Source organism: Prosthecobacter vanneervenii, from assembly GCF_014203095.1.
Classification (GTDB): Bacteria; Verrucomicrobiota; Verrucomicrobiia; order Verrucomicrobiales; family Verrucomicrobiaceae; genus Prosthecobacter; species Prosthecobacter vanneervenii.
The window spans coordinates 20,995-41,202 of the sequence record NZ_JACHIG010000015.1 but is presented as its reverse complement, the minus strand read 5'-3'; the positions used below and the strand labels follow the sequence as shown (position 1 = coordinate 41,202).

The 20,208-nt window shown below is 59.8% G+C and carries 14 protein-coding genes; all 14 read left to right on the top strand.

Translation table 11 applies throughout. The features are described from left to right. Positions 1-22: 22 nt before the first annotated feature. Entirely contained in the window at positions 23-1,705 is a 1,683-nt protein-coding gene (locus HNQ65_RS24085; protein WP_184343917.1) for an SGNH/GDSL hydrolase family protein, read from the top strand. A gap of 95 nt (positions 1,706-1,800) precedes the next feature. Next, positions 1,801-2,388 carry an RNA polymerase sigma factor gene (locus tag HNQ65_RS24080; protein WP_184343915.1) on the top strand — a complete coding sequence of 196 codons (588 nt, stop codon included), beginning with the start codon at positions 1,801-1,803 and terminating at the stop codon, positions 2,386-2,388. Next, positions 2,385-2,663, top strand: a complete 279-nt coding sequence (locus HNQ65_RS24075; protein ID WP_184343913.1) for a hypothetical protein — start codon at positions 2,385-2,387, stop codon at positions 2,661-2,663. The genes HNQ65_RS24080 and HNQ65_RS24075 overlap by 4 nt, the downstream gene beginning before the upstream one ends. Continuing rightward, positions 2,660-3,028, top strand: coding sequence for a hypothetical protein (locus HNQ65_RS24070; protein ID WP_184343911.1), 369 nt, complete (start codon positions 2,660-2,662; stop codon positions 3,026-3,028). The genes HNQ65_RS24075 and HNQ65_RS24070 overlap by 4 nt, the downstream gene beginning before the upstream one ends. After that, positions 3,025-5,841 carry a DUF1549 domain-containing protein gene (locus HNQ65_RS24065; RefSeq protein WP_184343909.1) on the top strand — a complete coding sequence of 939 codons (2,817 nt, stop codon included), beginning with the start codon at positions 3,025-3,027 and terminating at the stop codon, positions 5,839-5,841. The genes HNQ65_RS24070 and HNQ65_RS24065 overlap by 4 nt, the downstream gene beginning before the upstream one ends. Before the next feature lie 4 nt (positions 5,842-5,845). Further along, positions 5,846-7,192: a DUF1501 domain-containing protein gene (locus HNQ65_RS24060; RefSeq protein WP_184343907.1), complete on the top strand. Its 1,347-nt coding sequence runs from the start codon at positions 5,846-5,848 to the stop codon at positions 7,190-7,192. Positions 7,193-7,233: 41 nt separating this feature from the next. Beyond that, on the top strand, positions 7,234-7,884 hold the full coding sequence (locus HNQ65_RS24055) for a GntR family transcriptional regulator (protein WP_184343905.1): 651 nt from the start codon (positions 7,234-7,236) through the stop codon (positions 7,882-7,884). Further along, positions 7,881-10,322 (top strand): PSD1 and planctomycete cytochrome C domain-containing protein, encoded by a 2,442-nt coding sequence (locus tag HNQ65_RS24050; protein WP_184343904.1) that lies wholly within the window; start codon positions 7,881-7,883, stop codon positions 10,320-10,322. Before HNQ65_RS24055 ends, HNQ65_RS24050 begins: the two co-directional genes overlap by 4 nt. Continuing rightward, positions 10,319-11,719 (top strand): DUF1501 domain-containing protein, encoded by a 1,401-nt coding sequence (locus tag HNQ65_RS24045; protein WP_184343902.1) that lies wholly within the window; start codon positions 10,319-10,321, stop codon positions 11,717-11,719. The genes HNQ65_RS24050 and HNQ65_RS24045 overlap by 4 nt, the downstream gene beginning before the upstream one ends. Then, complete coding sequence (locus HNQ65_RS24040) at positions 11,716-15,690, top strand: DUF1592 domain-containing protein (protein ID WP_184343900.1); 3,975 nt, start codon at positions 11,716-11,718, stop codon at positions 15,688-15,690. Before HNQ65_RS24045 ends, HNQ65_RS24040 begins: the two co-directional genes overlap by 4 nt. 10 nt (positions 15,691-15,700) lie before the next feature. Further along, positions 15,701-17,032, top strand: a complete 1,332-nt coding sequence (locus HNQ65_RS24035; protein WP_184343898.1) for a DUF1552 domain-containing protein — start codon at positions 15,701-15,703, stop codon at positions 17,030-17,032. A gap of 26 nt (positions 17,033-17,058) precedes the next feature. After that, on the top strand, positions 17,059-18,870 hold the full coding sequence (locus HNQ65_RS24030) for a GMC oxidoreductase (protein WP_184343896.1): 1,812 nt from the start codon (positions 17,059-17,061) through the stop codon (positions 18,868-18,870). 2 nt (positions 18,871-18,872) lie between these two features. Continuing rightward, complete coding sequence (locus tag HNQ65_RS24025) at positions 18,873-19,517, top strand: gluconate 2-dehydrogenase subunit 3 family protein (RefSeq protein WP_221306278.1); 645 nt, start codon at positions 18,873-18,875, stop codon at positions 19,515-19,517. A gap of 19 nt (positions 19,518-19,536) precedes the next feature. Then, positions 19,537-20,205, top strand: coding sequence for an SGNH/GDSL hydrolase family protein (locus tag HNQ65_RS24020; protein ID WP_184343894.1), 669 nt, complete (start codon positions 19,537-19,539; stop codon positions 20,203-20,205). The last annotated feature ends 3 nt before the right edge of the window (positions 20,206-20,208 follow it).

Here is a 20,208-nt window from a genome sequence, read left to right as displayed (position 1 = left end):
AAATCACCGAATTGATCATTCCATGCGTTCCTTCCTGCTTTCCCTGCTCCTTACTGCCACCGCTGCTTTTGCTGCGGAGCTTCCCAAAGAACAGCGCATCGTCTTTCTGGGCGACAGCATCACCCAGGGTGGGGGCTATATCGAGTTCATCGATGCAGCCTTGATCGCCCAGCATCCGGAGGTGACGAAGGACATCATCCCGCTGGGGCTCAGCAGTGAGACGGTGAGCGGTTTGAGTGAGGAAGGGCATGCGGGTGGCAAGTTTCCGCGCCCGGACCTGCACGAGCGCCTGGATCGTGCGCTGGAAAAAGCCAAGCCCGAGCTCGTCTTTGCCTGCTATGGCATGAATGATGGCATTTATCTGCCACTTGGCGCGGTGCGCACGAAGGCGTTTCAAGATGGGATGAAGAAGCTGCATGACAAAGTCACCGCCGCAGGCGCACGCATCGTGCATCTCACGCCGCCGGTGTTTGATCCCGTGCCGATCAAGGCGCGCGTGGTGCCTGGCGACCAGGTGAAGCCGGGCCAGTTTTACCAGGGTTACAACGTGGTGCTCGACTTCTACTCCGACTGGCTGCTGGAGATGCGCCAGAAAGGCTGGGAGGTGCTGGACATTCACGGCCCAATGAATGCTGCTATCGCAGAAAAGCGGAAGACGGAGCCTGAGTTCACCTTTTCCAAAGACGGCGTGCATCCCGGCCCGGAGGGGCACCTGATCATGGCGCATGCCGTGCTGGATGCCTGGGGGCTCAAAGTGAAACCAGATGGCACACCGGACCATCCCAACGGCGCCGCCATCCTCGCGCTCGTCAAAAAGAAGCATGCGATCCTGCGTCCGGCCTGGCTGAGCTACGTGGGGCACAAGCGTCCCGGCAATCCTCCGGGGCTGCCCATTGAGGAAGCCAAAGCGAAGGCTGCTGAACTCGATGTTGAGGCGCGCAAGCTCGCTAACTCCAAGGAAATCGTGTTTCCGAATCAGACTGGCGAATGGAATGGCTACGCGAAGCACGAGCTGACCATCGCTGGCAAGCCGGTGACCGTTGTTGCCCCGAAGGCCGCCGCGCCGGGCAGGCCGTGGGTCTGGCATGGGGAATTCTTCGGGCACAAGCCCGCGCCCGACATCGCCCTGCTGGGAAAAGGCTTCCACATCGTCTATATGAAGATCAATGACATGCTGGGCTGTCCTGATGCCGTGAAGCTGTGGAACCAGTGCTACAGCGAGCTTACCAGCAACTACGCACTCAGCGCCAAGCCCTCCTTGGTCGGGCTCAGCCGTGGTGGTTTGTACTGCTACAACTGGGCCATCGCCAATCCCGACAAGGTTTCCTGCATCTACGCCGATGCGCCGGTGTGCGACTTCAAGAGCTGGCCCGGCGGCAAGGGCAAAGGCAAGGGCGATGCGAAAAACTGGGCGCTGGTGCCCAAGCTGTGGGCCTTCAAGGACGAAGCAGAGGCGCTCGCTTACAAGGGCAACCCTGTGGACAATCTGGAGCCGCTGGCGAAAAACAAGGTGCCGCTCCTGCATGTCTTTGGCGATGCCGACGACGTAGTGCCGTGGGACGAAAACACAGGCCTGATCGAGACACGTTACAAGGCACTCGGGGGCAGCATCACCCTCATTCGCAAGCCCGGCGTGGGCCACCACCCCCACGGTCTGGACGACTCGACGCCGATCATCGAGTTCATCGAAAAGAATGCGAAGTAAGCCCGCTGCGAAATATATTTTCCGGATGCTGTAACCGCTGCTCATCCTGCCCGTAGAAGCCGGGAAAGGATGTGTATTCGTGATCTCCAGCTTCCATGATTCTGACCGACAGCGAATCCCGCGCCTGCATGGCAGCGTGGCTGCGATGCAGCGACGAGGGGGCGGCTCGCTCTCTGGTGGAGGCATTCTACCCTTTTGTCGCCTCGCTTATCCGTCGTCACATCGCAGATTCCGGATGCGTGGAGGATCTGGCGCAGCAGACCTTTGTGCGGTGTTTTGCCAAGGCCTCGCAGTGGGATGCCTCCAAGCCCCTGGAGCCCTGGCTGGCGCGAATCGCCATCAATCAATGCCGGGACTATTACCGCGCACGCCGCGTAAGGCCGGAGCTGCGCTGGAGCGATCTTACCCAGGGGGAGCAGGATGCCCTGCAGGCCACTCTGACGGCTGCGGAGCCGAAACCGGAGGCGCTGAGCGACGAATCGCGCGCACTCATGCTGCGCCTGCTGGACACGCTGAGTGCCGACGACCGCATGGTGCTCAGCCTTTTGCATCTCGAAGGCAGATCGACCGACGAAATCGCCGTCCTCACGGGATGGAGCCGCACGCTGGTGAAGGTGCGTGCCTTCCGCGCCCGCCGCAGGCTGCGCGCGGCCTTTGAACAACTCGAAGCATCACACTCATGAACGGAACCAACCAACGATTGGAACAACTCGCCGCCCGAGCACGAAGCGCGCCGCCTGCTGTGCCGGAGGAGCTGCCTTATGGCTTTGTGACACGTGTGCTGGTCGCATCGACCGAAACGCCGGACAGCTCTGCCCTGTGGGCCCGTTTTTCGCTCGGAGCCCTGCCCGTGGCTGCCGTAGCGACGGCCGCCTGCCTTTGGTGGTCTGCCGGTGCCATGAGCTCCGACGCGCACGATCTTGCGCAGGTCTTCATCCAAACCCCGCTTTTCCCATGAAAAAATTCTACATCGTCATCTCACTTGTCGGGCTCTTCATTCTCGGCGCCCTGTTCGGTGTTGGTCTTGCGCTGCCTTTCGCGAAGAAGCTCATCAGCGAAGATCACTTCGTGCAGCAGCGCATGAAGGAGGAGATCAAGCGTCTGAAGCTCACACCCGAGCAGATCGAAAAGTCAAAGCCGATCTATGACCAGCTCCGGCAGGATCTCGCAACGATCAAAAACGACACGCTCACCGCCATCGCCCAGGCTTCGATTCGCCAGTCCACCGAGCTGGCCGGGCTGCTCACACCCGAGCAGATCGAGGAATTCAAGAAGCTGGGTGACGAGCGCCGGGTGAGATTTGAAAAATTCATGAAGCCATGAAGACGCATCCATTCCTCCTGCTGATCGCCTTTCTCTCCTCAGTTTCGGCTCAGGATGCTGCGCTGAAGCAGAAGCTTGAGCAGGGATTCACCGCTTTTGACCAGGACCGTGATGCCGCGCTCAACGCTGCTGAGTTCAAGGCTCTGGGAGAATATTCGCCAAAGCTGAAAGGCAAGCCGCAGGTGGTGGACTACTTGTTTCACACCCTCGATGCGAATCAGGATGGCAGGCTGTCGCATGACGAATACATGAACATCGCCGCCATCAGCGGCAGTACGAAGCCTTCTCCTGAAAAGCCGGCTGTCGCCGAGACTCCGGGCAGCGCAGATCAGATCGCATTTTTCGAAAAGAAGATCCGGCCGGTACTCGCGGAAAAATGCTACAAATGCCATGCCGAAAACTCTGAAAAAATCAAAGGCGGCCTGGTGCTGGATACTCGGGAGGGCATCCGACGCGGTGGGGACAGTGGCCCGGCCATTGTCCCCGGAGACCTGGCGAAAAGCCTGCTCATCGAATCCCTGCGCTACACCAACAAGGATCTGCAGATGCCGCCGGAAAAGAGCGGCGGCAGGCTGGCGGATTCTGTCATCGCTGACTTTGAACAATGGGTGCGCATGGGGGCGCCCGATCCCCGCGAAGGCAAAGCTGCGGTAGTCAAATCTGAATGGGACACGGAGAAAGCCAGAAGCCACTGGGCCTTTCAACCCGTGAAGCAGCCAGCGGTGCCGTCTGTGAAAGACACAGCATGGCCAAAAACAGACGTGGACCGCTTCATCCTTGCCGGGCTGGAATCGCGGGGGCTGAAGCCGGTTGGTGACGCTGCGCCAGCTGGGCTGCTCCGCCGGGTGTGCTTTGATCTTACCGGACTGCCACCCACGCCTGAGCAGGTGGACTTTTTTTCGGCGCACCCAGATGCGAAGTCATTTGAAAGGATCGTCGATGCTCTTCTCAAGTCGCCTCGTTTTGGCGAGCGCTGGGGACGTCATTGGCTGGACGTGGCACGCTATGCCGAGTCCTCCGGCAAAGATGTAAACTGCCTCTATCCGCATGCCTGGCGCTATCGTGACTATGTCATTGAAGCATTCAACAGCGACAAGCCGTTCGACGACTTTGTCCGTGAACAAATCGCAGGCGACCTGCTCCAGGCCAAAGACAGCCGCGACCGTGCGCTGAAGCAGATCGCCACCGGCTTTCTTGCCATCGGCACGCGCAGCCTGAATGAGCGCAGCCCCAAGCAGCTGGCGCTCGACACGGCTGACGAGCAGATCGATGCCGTTTCCCAGGCCGTGCTCGGCCTCACGGTGGCCTGCGCGCGCTGTCATGATCACAAGTTTGATCCCATCTCTCAGCGCGACTATTACGCGCTTGCTGGCATCTTCCTGAGCACGGAGATGCTGTATGGAACCGCGCCAAATTTCCAAAATATTCATGCCACTCCGCTGATCGAGCTGCCTACGGACTGCGGTCTGCCGCGCATGCCCCTGGTCCTTACGCCAGAGCGCCGTGCCGAGCTGGAAAGGGAGCTCACCAAAACTGAGCGCTACGGAGCGGTGCAGTTTTATGCCACGGCGGCAAAAGCACTTTTCAGCGGCAAGGGGTTTAATGTGAACAATGACCCGCAAAAGCTGGTCATGTTTGTGGGCATCAATGCCAAGATCGGCGAGTGCAAGACCGAGCTGGCTTCCTATGACAGCGAGGGTCGGCAGAAGCGGTTGGCCATGGGCGTGCGCGATTATCCGACTACGCCTGGCGCCGGGCCGCCAACCAAGCCGAAGTCGGTGGAAGAGACGTTCCGCATGATCGCTGGACGTCCTGCCCAGTATTGCTCGATCGATGACAGCCCGCTCTTTGCGCGTGGCGATGTGGACAAGCCCGGTGCCAAAGTGCCACGTGGCTTTGTCAGTGTGCTTTCAGCGGCAGCACCCGCGATACCTCCCAGGGAAAGCGGTCGCCGTGAGCTTGCCGAATGGCTGGTGTCATCTGCCAATCCTCTGACCGCACGTGTGTTTGCCAATCGCGTTTGGCACTGGCTTTTTGGGAGAGGGATTGTTTCTACAGTGGACAACTTTGGCACCACCGGCCAGCCGCCCGCCAGTCAGCCACTGCTCGATCATCTGGCACTGCGGCTGCAGGTCGGCGGATGGTCCATGAAGTCTCTCATCAAGGAGATCGTCATGAGCCGTGCCTACCAGCTTTCCTCGGCCCATGAAGCCAGATCCTTTGAGGTGGATCCTGAAAACAGCTTGGTCTGGCACATGTCCCCACGTCGTCTGGACGCTGAGTGCATTCGTGATGCCATGCTGGCAGTCAGTGGTGGGTTGAAGACGGAGGCACCGGTGGGTTCGGCTGTCGCCCAGTGTGGCGATGCTGCGATTGGCGGCTTTTCCATCAAGAGCCTTCGTTCTCCGTTGAGCGAGGAGCCCTTCCTGACCGCTGGCGGGGACATGCGCAGCGTCTATCTGCCTGTGCCACGCAATGCCGTTCCTGATGCGCTCACGGTCTTTGACTTTGCCGAACCCAGTGCTGTGAATGGCAGCCGGGATGTGACCACGGTGCCCTCGCAGGCCCTGTTTCTTCTAAACAATGACTTTGTAGGTGCGCAGGCCAGGCGTCTGGCGGACAGGTTACGGCCTCTGCCAGAAGACCAGCGAACCGCCATGGCGTTCAAGCTCGCTTTCGCCCGGATGCCCACCGCTGCCGAGACTCGTGCAGTTCAGCGCTTCTTTGCTGATTTCCCGCGTCTGGAAAATGACGTGCTCACCTCCTTCTGCCGCGCTCTGCTCGGCAGCGCTGAATTCCGCTCCATCGACTAAACTCATGAACTCCCGTCGTCATTTTCTTCAGACCAGCGGAGTCGGCTTTGGCTGGCTGGCATTTCAGGCACTGGCTCAGGCTGAGGCCGGCAACCCTCTGGCGGTGAAGCAGCCGCACTTCAGCGCCAAGGCCACGCGTGTCATCTTCCTGTGCATGCGCGGTGCGCCCTCCCATGTGGACACCTTTGACTACAAGCCCAAGCTTACGGAAGCCTCTGGCAAGGATGGCCGTGCTCCAGGCACCAAGCTTCATGGCTCGCAGTGGAAATTTGCACCTCAGGGAAAAAGCGGGCTGCCAATCAGCGAGCTCTTCCCGCACCTTTCGAAGCATGTGGATGAGCTTTGTCTTATCAATTCCATGCACACGGAATTGCCGGCTCATGCCCAGTCTTTTCTGAAGCTGCACACAGGCAATTCACAGTTTGTGCGTCCCTCACTCGGGGCTTGGGCGCTTTACGGCCTCGGCACTGTGAACGAAAATCTGCCGGGTTTTGTCACCATCGCGCCTCCCTCTTTGTTTGGCGGTGCGCAGAATTACGGCAGTGCCTTTCTGCCTGCGATCTATCAGGGAACTCGCGTCGGTGCGGATGCGCGACCCATTGCCAATGCGCAGGTGCGCAACATCACGCCCCCTGTCGGCAGTGTCGCTCAGCGGAAGGAGCTCGAGTTGATCCAGACGCTGAACCGCGAGAAACTCCAGCGCGATCAGTTCAATCCTGAAGTGGAAGGGGCGATCGAGTCCTTCGAGCTGGCTTTTAAAATGCAGAGTGAGATGCCGAAGGTCATGGACCTTTCCAAGGAAAACCGACAGACGCTGGAGGCCTACGGCATTGGCGATGGCCGGGCGACGGATGATTTTGGCCGAAAATGCCTCCTCGCCCGACGCATGGTCGAGGCTGGAGTGCGATTTGTGGAAGTCACGCACAGCGACTGGGACCATCATTTCAAAATCTCGCAGGACCTGCCCAAGACCGCCGCCGCAGTGGATCAGCCCATCGCCGCGCTGCTCGCGGATCTGCAAACCCGGGGCCTGCTCAAGGACACGCTGGTGGTCTGGTCAGGTGAATTTGGCCGCACTCCCCATGGACAGGGCGCGGATGGGCGCGATCACAACAGCAAAGGCTTCACTGCCTGGATGGCCGGTGGCGGCGTGAAGGGCGGGCTGCGCTACGGCAGCACGGACGACCTTGGCTACGAGGCGGTGGAGGACAAGATGCATACCCATGACTTTCACGCTACCATTCTGCATCTGCTGGGCCTGGACCATGAGCGGCTCACCTACCGATATGCGGGCAGGGATTTCAGGCTCACCGATGTGAAAGGCAGTGTGGCAAAAAAAATCCTCGCCTGAGATAGACAGTCAAATTCGGCCCGTATAAAACGGTATACCGAATGAAAACGGCCGTCGCTTCTCCCTCGCGCACAGATTCCACAGCCTCGCTGCTGCGGGCTGAAATCCTCAATGGCAGCTCCGCGCCCGGCGCGCTGTTGGCAGAGTCTGCCGTGGCCCGGAGGCTGGGGGTCAGCCGTGTGCCGGTGCGGGAAGCGCTCTTCGCACTCGAACGCGAAGGGCTCGTCGAGTTCAGCCCGACGGGGCGTGCCTTTGTCAAAGACCTGACTCCGCAGGATTTTGAAGAGCTGTATGTGCTGCGCCTTGCCCTGGAGCCGCTGGCTTCACGTCTCGCGGCGCAGTCATTCAGGGCGGATGTGACTCTGCTGGAAGAAAATCTGGCTGCCACTCGCAGAGCCCGGTCAGTGCAGGATGTGACGCTGCTGGATCTGGACTTTCACCAGATCATTCTCGAAACCTCCGGCAACGCGCGTCTGGTCAAGCTCTGGAACTCCCTGCGTGGCGAACTGGAGCTCTGGCTCGGACGTTTGCACCGCACGCATCAGATGCAGACCAAGGAGACCCTCCAGCAGACGGTGGATGCGCATCAGTCCATCGTGGAAAGTTTCAAGACCCAAACGCCCTCCACCTGCGAACGCCTGATGCGCGAGCACATCCTCGGCTGGCGTGAATGGCTACCGCTCGCTCCATGAACCGCGTCTTCCAGATCCTGGGCATTGGCATGCTCGCGTTAGCCTCAGTGCAGGCGGAGGATCGCCTTGCCTTTTTTGACGCCAAGGTGCTGCCCCTGCTGCAGAGCCGCTGCTACGAGTGCCACTCGCATGAAAAGAAGATCAAAGGCGGGCTGGCTCTGGACTCAAAGACTGGCTGGCAGGCAGGTGGAGATAATGGTGCGGTCATCGTGCCAGGAAATCCGAAGCAGAGTCATCTCATTCAGGCGGTGCACTACACCAATCCTGAGATGGAAATGCCGCCCAAGGGGAGGCTCGCAGCAGATGAGATTGCCATTTTGGAGCAGTGGGTGTCCATGGGCGCGCCTGACTCTCGCGTCAAAAAGACTGCTGTCAGCTCTGCTCGTGTGATCGATTTCGAGGAAGGGAAAAAGTTCTGGGCCTTTCGGCCGGTGCACGCTGAAAAGCCGCCCGAAGTAGGACATCAGGAATGGCCGCTTGATCCAGTGGACCGATTCATACTGGCCGCCCTTGAGGCCAAAGACATGCTGCCTTCGCCAGATGCCGATGCCTATACCTGGCTGCGTCGTGTGACGCTTGATCTCACCGGCCTGCCACCGGCTCCGGAAGAGGCGGCTCATTTTGATGGATCGGCATCTGCGCGCGCAGCGGTGGTCGAGCGTCTGCTGCAGTCACGTGCCTTTGGCGAACGCTGGGCCCGCCATTGGCTGGACCTCGTCGGCTACGCAGATCAGATCGGCACTTCAAACAACGTCTTTGCGGAACATGCCTGGCGTTATCGGGATTACGTCATTGCCGCCTTCAATTCCGACAAACCGTTCAACAGGTTCATCCGAGAACAGATCGCCGGAGATCTGCTGCCTGCTAAAACACCCCAAGAGCGCGCGGCAAACATCACCGCCACGGGATTTCTGGTGCTGGGGGATGTTGAAATCGTCGCCGTGGACAAGCTCAAGATGGAGCACGATCTCGTGGATCAGCAGGTCAGCAAGATCGGCACCGCCTTCCTTGGCATGACGCTGGGCTGCGTGCGTTGCCATGATCACAAGTTTGATCCCATCTCGCAGGCCGACTATTACGCGATTGCGGGCATGTTGCGCAGCACAGATGCGACTTACAAGACCGACAATGGCGTCTGGAGCAGCGTCAATAAAACCGAGCTCCCGGAAACAGCGGCGGAGAAGGCCGAGCGTGAGGTGCGGCTCGTCGCAAACGACACTCGAATCCGTGAGTGGGAAACTGAGCTTGAACTAGCCGATCGAGAGAAAACCGCGCTGCAAGGGCAGATCGCGAAAGCTGCCAAAGACGCGAAGCCAGCACTCGAAAAGAAGCGCGATGAAGCTGCAGCGCGCATCAAGACGCTGAATAGCCGAATCGAGCACGCGAAGTTCTTTGCCCCCGTCGCGCCAAAAGCCTTCGCCGTGCACGACCGTGAAAAGCCGGCCGACATGCGCATCACCATCCGCGGCAATCCTTACGCACTGGGAGACTCAGTGAAGCGCGGAGCATTGCGCGTCGCATCGTGGGCTGATTTCCCTGCGATACCGGCAGGACAAAGCGGCAGGCTTCAGCTCGCAGACTGGGTGGCTGACGCTCGCAACCCGCTCACCGCCCGGGTCACCGTGAACCGCATCTGGCAGAAGCTCTTTGGCGAAGGTCTTGTGCGCAGCGTTGACTACTTCGGTGTCCGTGGAGAGCCCCCCACGCATCCAGAGCTGCTGGATTACCTCGCCGAGCGGTTCATGAAAAATGGCTGGTCGCAGAAGCAGCTCATTCGCGAGCTCGTCCTCAGCCGTGCTTACCGCATGAGCAGCGCCAACAATGCCACCGCTGCAGCCAAAGATCCTGACAACCGCCTGCTCTGGCGCATGAACCGCCAGCGACTGGATGCCGAGGCGATCCGCGACTCCATGCTCGCAATCAGCGGCGGTCTTGCATCTTCAGTGGGTGGTCCTGCACTCCCGCTGGAGTTTCCTGAGAACGTCACCAGCCTCAGCCCCAAGGCGGTCAATCCGCCTGCGTTTGCATTCAAGAAGATGCGCCCGGTGCATGACTTCGAGCGCACCATTTATCTGCCTGTCATCCGCACGGCTGCCCAACCCGGCTCAGCCAAGCTCAGGGATGTGTTTGATTTTACCCAGCCTGCGCAGATTGCCGGCAGGCGTGCAGAGACAGCCGTGCCGACGCAGGCTTTGTTCCTGTTGAACAGTGATCTCGTCCGCGCCCGCGCCACAGAGACTGCCCGGCGGCTGGCTGCTGAAGAGTCAAACGTGGGAGCAAGGCTTGAAGCACTGTGGCTGCGCGTCCTCAGCCGTCCCATCAGCAGCGCCGAGCGTGAGGACGCCCTCAGATTTCTCGAATCCATGCCAGCTGACAAGTCGTGGGTCGAACTGTGCCACGCGCTGCTCTCCTCCAACGAATTTCTGCTCCGCCTATGAATGCACCTTCCATTTCCCGTCGTTCATGGCTGCAGAGTTCAGCCGCTGGTTTCGGTGCCCTCGCTTTGCACGATCTGGTGCAGGCGGCTCAAAGTCCCCTCGCTGCCCGGGCACCGCAGTTTCCGGCCAAAGCCAAACGCGTGATCTTTCTGTTCATGTCCGGCGGGCCTTCGCAGCCCGACTTGTTTGACCCCAAGGACTACATCCGCCGCATGCATGGTCAGACCATCACCGCGCCCATCAACACCAAGGAGCTGCGTGTCGGCACGGACAAATTCCTGGCGCTGGCCACTCAGGGAGAGGTGCGTCCGCGTGGGCAGTCCGGCATAATGATCTCCGATTTGCTGCCGCATACCGCCAGCATCGCCGATGAGATCTGCCTGCTGCGCGCCGTGCATGCGGACAACAACCAGCACCAGCCCGCCGCTTTGCAGTTTCATACCGGGGTGACAGCGGATGTGCGTCCCTCGATGGGGGCCTGGATCAGCTACGGCCTCGGCATGGAAAATCAAAACCTGCCGGGCTTTATCAGCATTCACCCGGACAGCGACACCCGGCTCTATGGTTCGTCCTTTCTGCCTGCGGCCCATCAGGGCACCAAGGTGGTCATCCCCACCAGCGACAAGCAGTCGCCCATCGACTACCTGGCGGATGTCTCCGGTGATGTGAAGGCTCAGCGTGCGCGCATCGATTTCACCCAGCGCATGAACCGCCGACTGATGGGACAGGCGGGCTCCGATGCACGCATGGAGGGCATGATTGAAAGCATGGAGACCGCCTTCCGCATGCAGACCACGGCTCCTGAGCTGGTGGACATTTCGAATGAGTCCGAGGCCACCCGAAAACTCTACGGTGTCGGCGGCAAGGACACAGATAAAAACGCCCGTGCCTGCCTTTTGGCTCGGAAGCTGAGCGAAGCCGGTGTGCGTTTTGTGCAGGTCACCATGGGTGGCTGGGACCATCACGGAGACATCCGCAATGCGCTCCCCAAAAGCTGCGCCGCCAGCGACCAGCCCTGCGCTGCACTCATTAAAGATCTCAAGTCTCGTGGCTTGCTGGATGACACGCTGGTGGTCTGGAGCGGTGAGTTTGGCCGCACACCTTGGAGCCAGGATCTCAGCGGCACCTCGCCGATCGAAAAGCACGGGCGTGAGCATCAGCCAGAGAGCTTCTGCGCCTGGATGGCAGGTGGCGGTATCAGACCCGGATTCACTTTTGGTGAGACAGATGATTTCGGCTTCCGCCCTCTCTCAGGAAAGGTGCACCTGCATGACCTGCACGCCACGATCTTGCATCAGCTCGGACTCGACCATGAAAAGCTGACATGGCGTCACCTCGGCCGCGACTTCCGGCTCACGGATGTGCATGGAAACGTCGTGAAGGAGATCCTGTCATGAGACCTTTGCTTTCTGTCTTGTCCTTCCTGGCTCTGCATGGCGCAGCGTTTGGCGCGGATGATTTTCAGGCATCGATCCTGCCTTTGCTCAAAGAGCGTTGCAACTCCTGCCACTCCACCGAGAAGCAGAAGGGTGATCTGGACCTGGAGCGCTTCACCTCCGTGGCGGACATCAAGCGCGAGCCCATGATCTGGGAGGGGGTGCTGGACCAGATTCACCTGGGTGAGATGCCGCCAAAAAAAGAGCCGCAGCTCACTGATGAGCAGAAAAAGCGGCTCGTGCAGTGGGTGCAGTCCAGGCTGGACGAAGTGGCCTTGGCCAATGCCGGTGATCCCGGCCCCGTGGTGCTGCGTCGTCTCTCCAACATGGAGTACACCTACACGCTGCGTGATCTCACCGGAGTGGAGTCGCTTGATCCAGCCAGAGAGTTTCCCGTGGATGGAGCTGCGGGCGAGGGTTTTACCAATGCGGGTGCGGCACTCGTGATGTCCCCTGCATTGCTCAGCAAGTACCTCGATGCGGCCAAGGAGGTCGCTTCTCATGCGGTGCTCACTCCTCAGGGCATGCACTTCTCCCAGTCCTACTCACCGCGAGACTGGGCGGACGAGGCTCTGGCAAAGATCCGCGAGATCTACCATCGCTACAGCGAATCTGCGGGACAGTCCGAACTGAAGGTGACGGGTGCAAAGATCATCGCCAAAGACGAAGGTCGTCTGCCGCTGGGCAAATACCTCGCCGCATTGCAGGGGCAGGGGAGCACCGATGGGCTGAGCCCGAAATACCTGACGCTGCTCAGACAAGCTCTCAGCAGTACACAGCCATCCATGCTGCTGGATCCCTTGCGCGCCAAATTCCGTGCGGGAAATCTCACTGTGGCAGATGTGGCCGCATGGCAGCAGGCCTTATGGCGCTTTGCCAGTGTGGGGCACATCGGCAAGGAAAACGGTCCCAAAGCTTGGCAGGAGCCCGTGGTGCCTCTGGTGGCTAAGCATGAGATCCGCATGAAGCTCACGGCTTCCAAGGATGGCGGAGATCGCACCTTCTATTTCACCACGATGGATGCAGGAGATGGCAGTGAGAACGATTCGGCCGTGTGGGAAAATGCGCGGCTGGTGGCCCCTGGCCGTGCTGATCTTCCGCTGCGCGATGTGCCAAAGCTCATGGAGCGTCTGCAGCAGCGGCGCGCACAACTGGTCGCCAGTGTACTGCCCTGTCTGGCTGCGGTTCACGAGGCACAGATGAATTCCGAGCGCACGGATGTGGCCGCGCTGGCGCAGAAGCATGGCGTGGATCCCGCGTTTTTGCTGGGGTGGCTGGATTACATAGGTGTTGGCTCGGCCAGTCAGGTGAAGCTGGAGCCGCTGCTCGCCAAAAAAATCCTGAGTGTTCCGAATTACAATTTCATCCAGGGCTGGTCCGGCGAGCAGGCGCTCAGTGTGCTGGCAAACTCTTCCGACAAGACTCCGCGGATTCCGGGTTTGATGCAGGCTCACAGCGTCGCCACGCATCCCTCTCCCACACGCGCGTCGGTCATCGCTTGGCGCAGCCCGGTTAGCGGGTCCCTTAATATCCAGGGAAATGTGGCGGACGCGCATGTGGACTGCGGCAATGGCATCACCTGGGCCCTGGAGGTGTGCCGGGGCCACCTGCGGGATGTACTCGCCTCCGGAGTCAGCAAAGGATCGGAACGCATTTCCACAGGAGTCTTCGACAAGGTTCAGGTCATGCAAGGAGACGTGGTAGCCCTGGTGATCGGCCCCAAGGACGGAAACCACAGCTGCGATCTCACCACGGTGAATCTGACACTCAAGGATGGCCAGACGACCTGGGATCTGGCAAAGGATGTGTCTCCCAATATCCTGGCAGGGAATCCCCACGGAGCCTGGCATTTTCTCAGCCAGCCCGCGGCTCAGCAGATGGACTCGGCGATTCCTGACGGCTCGCCTCTGGCCCGCTGGCGCAAGACCAAGGATGCGGCCGAGCGTGAGGTGCTCGCTGGGGAGGTTCGGGCATTGCTGGAAAAAGATCCCGCCACGCTTCCTGCCGGTTCGTCCGAACAGGCTCTGCGCAGTCAGATCCTGTCAGCCACGGGACCTCTTCTCATGGCTGTCCTGAAGGAGCATGCGCCTGGTTCTCTCGCCGCGTCCAGCTATGAGGTGAAAGCTCCGTCGGTGGTCGAGATCAAAGTTCCCGCCGAATTGCTTGAAGGTTCGGAACTGGTGGTCACGGCCCGGCTGCTGAACCCCGAAGGCAGCGTGCAGATGCAGGTGCATGATGTCAGGCCCGAATCGCTCAAAGGCCTTGCCGTTGACGAAGCGCAAACTGCGCAGTCCAAGGGTCTGTGGTCTGACAACAATCTGCAGACTCATCACAGCGCACCGGTGATCGTGAGCGAGAAAAGCGCCGCCCGTCGTCGCTTCCAGGCGGCCTTTGATGAGTTTCGCAGTCTTTTCCCCATCGCGCTTTGCTACACCCAGATTGTGCCGATCGATGAAGTCGTCACGCTCACGCTCTTTCACCGTGAGGATGATCATCTGAAACGCCTCATGCTCTCCGAGGCCGAAGGCGCCGAACTCGACCGCCTCTGGGATGAGCTGCGCTTCGTCAGTGAATGGCCGCTGAAGCAGGTGGATGTCTTTGAGCAGCTTTTCCAGTTTGCCACGCAGGACGCCAAGCCCAGCGCCTTTGAGCCGATGCGTGCGCCCATCATGAATGCAGCCGCCGCCTTCAAGCGTCAGCTTGTTGAGGCAGAGCCGGCGCAGGTTGCTGCCGTGGTTGAGTTTGCGGAAAAAGCCTGGCGTCGGCCGCTAAGCCGTGGGGAGCGTGAAGGGCTGCAGGCTCTCTACCAAAAAATGCGCAGTCAGGAGCTGCCACACGCTGTGGCCACACGCATGATGCTGGCGCGCGTGCTTGTCGCTCCTGCATTTCTCTATCGCGGGGAGAAAGCCACGCCCGGCTCCAAAGCCGCACCGGTCAGTACGCATGAGCTGGCCACGCGGCTCAGCTACTTTCTCTGGTCATCCTGCCCGGATGCTGAACTGGCCCAGCTCGCCACTTCTGGAAAGCTGAATGATCCCGCCGTGCTCTTGCAGCAAATGCAGCGAATGATCAAAGACGCCAAAATGCGACGCCTCGCCACGGAGTTCGGCTGCCAGTGGCTGCATGTGCGCGATGTCGGCACGTTGGACGAAAAGAGCGAACGGCACTTTCCCAGCTTCGTCTCCCTGCGCCAGGACATGCAGGAGGAGGTGACCCGCTTTTTCATCGACATCCTTCAAAACAACCGCAGCGTTCTCTCGCTGCTGGATGCCGATCATACTTTTGTGAATGCCAGCCTCGCGAAGCATTACGGTCTGGATGTTAAGAGCGATGGCTGGCAGCGCATTGACGGACTGCAGGCCAAAGGCCGCGGCGGCATCCTCGGCTTTGCAGCCACGCTTGCCAAGCAGGCAGGTGCCTCCCGCACCAGCGCCATTCTGCGCGGCACCTGGCTGAGCGAGGTCATCCTCGGAGACAAGCTGCCCATCCCGCCGAAAGGTGTGCCCGTGCTTCCGGAGGAAACGCCGGCCAATCTCAGCGAGCGGCAGCTCATTGAGCGCCACAGCCGCGATGAAAACTGCTCCGGCTGCCATCGCCGCATCGACCCCTTCGGCTTCGCGCTCGAAGGATTCGACGCCATCGGACGTGCGCGTAAAGCGGATACCAAGACCATTTTGCCAGATGGCACGGCTGTCGATGGCCTCGCAGATCTGCGCGACTATCTCATCGACAAGCGTGGCGATGACTTCGTGCGTCAGTTCTGCCGCAAGCTGCTCGGTTATGCCCTGGGCCGCAGCGTGCAGCTTTCAGACAAGCCCCTGATCGACTCCATGGTCAAAAGCGACCGCCGCATGGTTTCTCTGATCGACCTCATCATCCACAGCCCGCAGTTCCTGGAAGTGCGGGGAAAAGACACCATCGCCCAGCACTGATTTGACTCCTATGCACACACATCATTTCTCACGTCGAGCCTTCCTGCGCGGAGCGGGCGTCTCCATGGCGCTGCCATGGATGGAGTCTTTCAATGTTTGGGGAGATGAACCCAAACGTGACAAGCCCGCCAGCGAGGCTCCGGTGCGCCTGTGCGTCACCTTTTCAGGCAATGGCTTCCACTCTCAGGAATGGTGGGCCAAAGGCGAGGGGAAGGGGATGGAGCTGGGCAAAGTCCTGCAGCCTCTCCACGAATTCCGCGAAAAGCTTCTGTTTGTGCGCGGTCTCTACCATGAGGAGGCACGGAAGGGGAACATCCACTCCTCGCAGACTGGCAACATGCTCTCCGGCGCGCCGATTGCTTCCGGTGGTGAGATTCGCTCAGGCACCAGTTTTGACCAGGTGCTCGCGCAAACCTACGGCCGCAGCACCAAGGTGCCGAGTCTTGTGCTCGCGTGTGAGAAGTCGAACCCCTCGGTGCACAAAAACTACTCCATGCTCTACAGCTCCCACATCTCATGGAGCTCTCCCACCACACCGACTCCGCTGGAGCTCTACCCCGCGCTTGCCTTTGACCGTCTGTTTAAAGATGAAGCATCCCCTGCCGACAAAAGCGTGCTGGATGCGGTGCTCGCTGAGGCACGGGATCTCAAGCGTGACATCAGCCTCAATGACCAGCGCAAGCTCGATGAGTATCTTGATTCCGTGCGCGATGTGGAAAAGCGCATCGAAAACGCAGGCAAACGCGGTGAGCTGCAAGGCTGGCGGCCTACGCTCGAAAAGCCGAACATCAAGCGTCCTGCCGACGGCATCCCGCAGGACATCGGCGAGCACATGAAGCTCATGATTGATCTCCTCGTGCTGGGTTTCCAGACTGACACCACACGAATCACCACACTGAAACTCAACAATGACCATAGCGCCCTGCGCTTTCCCAATCTCCCCAGTGTGCAGCAGGCGGGGCATGGCATCGACTACATGATCCACCATCTGCTCTCCCACAGCGATGGCGAAGACTGGCTGAAGGTGAATCAATTTTTCATTGGGCAGCTCGCCTACCTTGCCCGCAAGCTGGACTCCATCCAGGAAGGCCCGCGCACGCTGCTGGACAATACCATGCTCATGCACTGCTCCAGCATGATGGCCGGGGCCAGGCACGACAACGACCAGCTTCCCGTCATCGTTCTTGGCGGCGCTGGCGGACGGCTCAAAGGTGGCCGTGTGCTCGATTATAAAGACAAACCCGAGCGCCAGCTTTGCCGCCTCTTCATGTCCATGATGGACAAAATGGGCCAGCATCCCAAAATCTTCGGCGATGCTAAAATGATGCTGGAAGAGGTTTGAAAATCTGGCGTTTTTGCTTCTCCGCCATGCCAAACATTACTTCCGACAAACTTCAGGATTCTTATGACGTGGTCATCGTAGGTTCCGGAGCAGGCGGAGGCCAGACGGCCTACACGCTGACAATGGAGGGCCTCAAGGTTCTCATCCTCGAGGCGGGCCGGTCCTTTGATGTGCAGACAGAGGTGGCCATGCTGCAATTGCCGAGCCACGCCCCGCTGCGCGGTGAAAAAACTCCGGATAAACAATACGGCTTCCACGACTGCTCCATCAACAGCGGCTGGGACATTCCCGGGGAGCCTTACACCAACGCCAGCAAGGCACCTGTGGATGAGTTCCGCTGGTGGCGGCAGCGCATGATGGGAGGCCGCACCAACCACTGGGGCCGCATCACCCTTCGCAATGGTCCTTACGATTTCAAGCCACGCACTCGTTTTGGTCTCGGCTTTGACTGGCCGATTAGCTACGACGACATCGCCCCCTATTACGACAAGGTCGAAATGCTCATCGGTGTCTTCGGCTCCAACGATGGGCTTGAGAATTCGCCTGATTCATCTCCAGGCGTGCTACAGCCAGCACCCAAGCTCCGCGTGGGCGAGCTCTATGCACAGAAGCACGGCAAAAAAGCAGGTGCCCACATCGTCTCCATCCATCGGGCGGTGCTCACCCAGCCTCAGGATGCAAACACCCTTCCGGCCAAACTCCATCCCGGCAATGCCAAGGCGCAGGCCATCCTGGCGGACTCCATGCGCACGCGCTCACCCTGCTTCTGGGCCACGGACTGCCATCGCGGCTGCGCCATACGTGCCAACTACGATTCGCAGACCGTGCATCTGCGCCCTGCACTGGCCACGGGAAATCTGGACATCCTGCCCAATGCGATGGCGCGCGAGGTCACGCTCGACAAGAAGGGCCGGGCCTCAGGTGTCACCTTTATCGACAAAACCACCGGCCGTGAAGGTCATGCCAAAGGCCGCGCTGTGGTGCTGGCAGCCAGCTCGCAGGAGTCGGTGCGCCTGCTGCTCAATTCCAAATCCAGCGCCTTCCCGCAGGGGCTCGCCAATTCCAGCGGCAAAGTGGGCAAATACATCACTGACTCGGTCTCGAGCAGCCTCAGCGCTTACATTCCCGCCTTTGAAGGCATGCCCATTCACAATGAAGACGGTGCCGGCGGTCCGCATGCCTATGTGCCCTGGACGCTGCATGCGCAGAATGCCAAAGGTCAGCTCGGCTTTCCCGGCGGCTATCATCTGGAGTTCACCACGGGACGGCAGATGCCCTCTCTCAATGTAATCAATGGCATCGACTCACGTGCCGGACATGACGGCGTGCTGTTTGGGGCCAAGCTCAAAGAGGAGGCCCGGCGCACTTATGGCTGCCAGATGGGCTTTGGCGCTCAGGGCACCATGCTGCCAAACGATGGCTGCTTCACCGAGATCGATCCCGAGCTGAAAGATCAGTGGGGCATTCCTGTGCTGCGCTTTCATTGGAAATGGACGGACTTTGAGCTCAATCAGGTGCGCCACCAGCAGCAGCGCATTCGCGAAATTCTCGAAGCCATGGGCGGCAGAATCTCTGCCAAAGCTGATAATGATCCAGCCAAGCTCATCAGACGAGGGGGAGAGGTCATCCATGAGGTAGGTGGTGCGATCATGGGCGCAGACCGTGAGATCTCGGTCACCAACCAATGGAGCCAGACCTGGGATGTGAAAAATCTCTTCATGGCAGATGGCGCCCCCTTTGCCAGCACAGCGGATAAAAACCCCACCCTCACCATCATGGCCCTGGCATGGCGCATGGCCGACCACCTGATGGACGAAATGAAGAAAGGAAATATCTGACCATGAGCGCTCCCAAAGACCTTCCTCGCATGGACCGCCGCACTGCGCTGCAGTGGATGCTAACCGCCACCGCATCCATGGCAGCACGTGATGCGCAGCTTGTTGCCGCGGACGCCGCTTCTTCAAATGCCAAAGGCTACGGACCTGATCCAGTCATGGCCAAGGTGTACAAACCGGGAGACGTCTGGCCTCTCACATTCACCGAACCCCAGCGTCGCGCCACTCGTGCTCTGTGCGACGTCATCATCCCCGCTGACGCCGCCTCCCCCAGCGCCTCGGCGGTGGGAGTGCATGATTTCATCGATGAGTGGATCAGCTCCCCGTATCCGGCGCAGGCCGGAGACCGCCGTGTGATTCTTGAGGGGCTAAAATGGATCGATGAAGAATCAGCGCGCCGTTTCAGCAAGACCTTCGCAGAGCTCTCGCCCGAGCAGCAGCTCGCTCTTTGCACAGACCTGGCTGCCTCCAAACCCAAGCCCGAGCTCAAAAAGGGCGCGGCCTTCTTCAAGCGCTTCCGCGATCTCACCGCAGGTGGCTACTACACCACTCCTGAAGGCATGAAAGCCATCGGATATGTCGGCAATGTGCCCTCGGGTTCCTTCGAGGGGCCACCCATCGAGGCGCTCAAGCATGTAGGCCTCGCCTGATCTTCACCCACAGCTTTTCATGAAAACATCCCGCCGCTTTTTCTTCGTCGCCCTCGCCTTCATTTGCATGGCCGCGCAGGCCTCCGCACAGACCAAGGTGCTCTTCCTCGGCAACAGCATCACCAAGCACGGCCCCAAGGCCGACATCGATTGGAAGGGAAACTGGGGTATGGCCGCCAGCGCGGAGGCCAATGACTATGTGCATCTCGTCACCAAAGGCCTCACGGACAAAGCAGGCGCGGCGCCTGAGGTCATGGTGAAAAACATCGCCGACTTTGAGCGTGCCTATGCCGGCTACGACGTGCCTGCCAAGCTTAAGGAAGCCATCGATTTTCATGCCGACCTTATCATCCTCGCCATCGGCGAAAATGTGCCCGCTTTAAAGACAGCTGAAGACAAGGCAAAGCTGCAGGCCAGTGTGACCACCCTCCTGAATGCACTGAAAGCCGGCAAAAAGCCCATCATTCTCGTGCGCAGTTGTTTCTGGGCCAATGCGGCCAAGGACGAAGCCCTCAGCCTGGCCTGCTCCGCCGTCGAAGGTGTGTACGTCGACATCAGCACTCTCGGCAAAGATGAGTCCAATTACGCCCGCTCAGAGCGTCCCTACAAGCATGCCGGCGTCGCAAATCACCCTGGCGACAAAGGCATGGCCGCGATCGCCGCTGCTCTGCTAAAGGCATTCCCCTGAGCA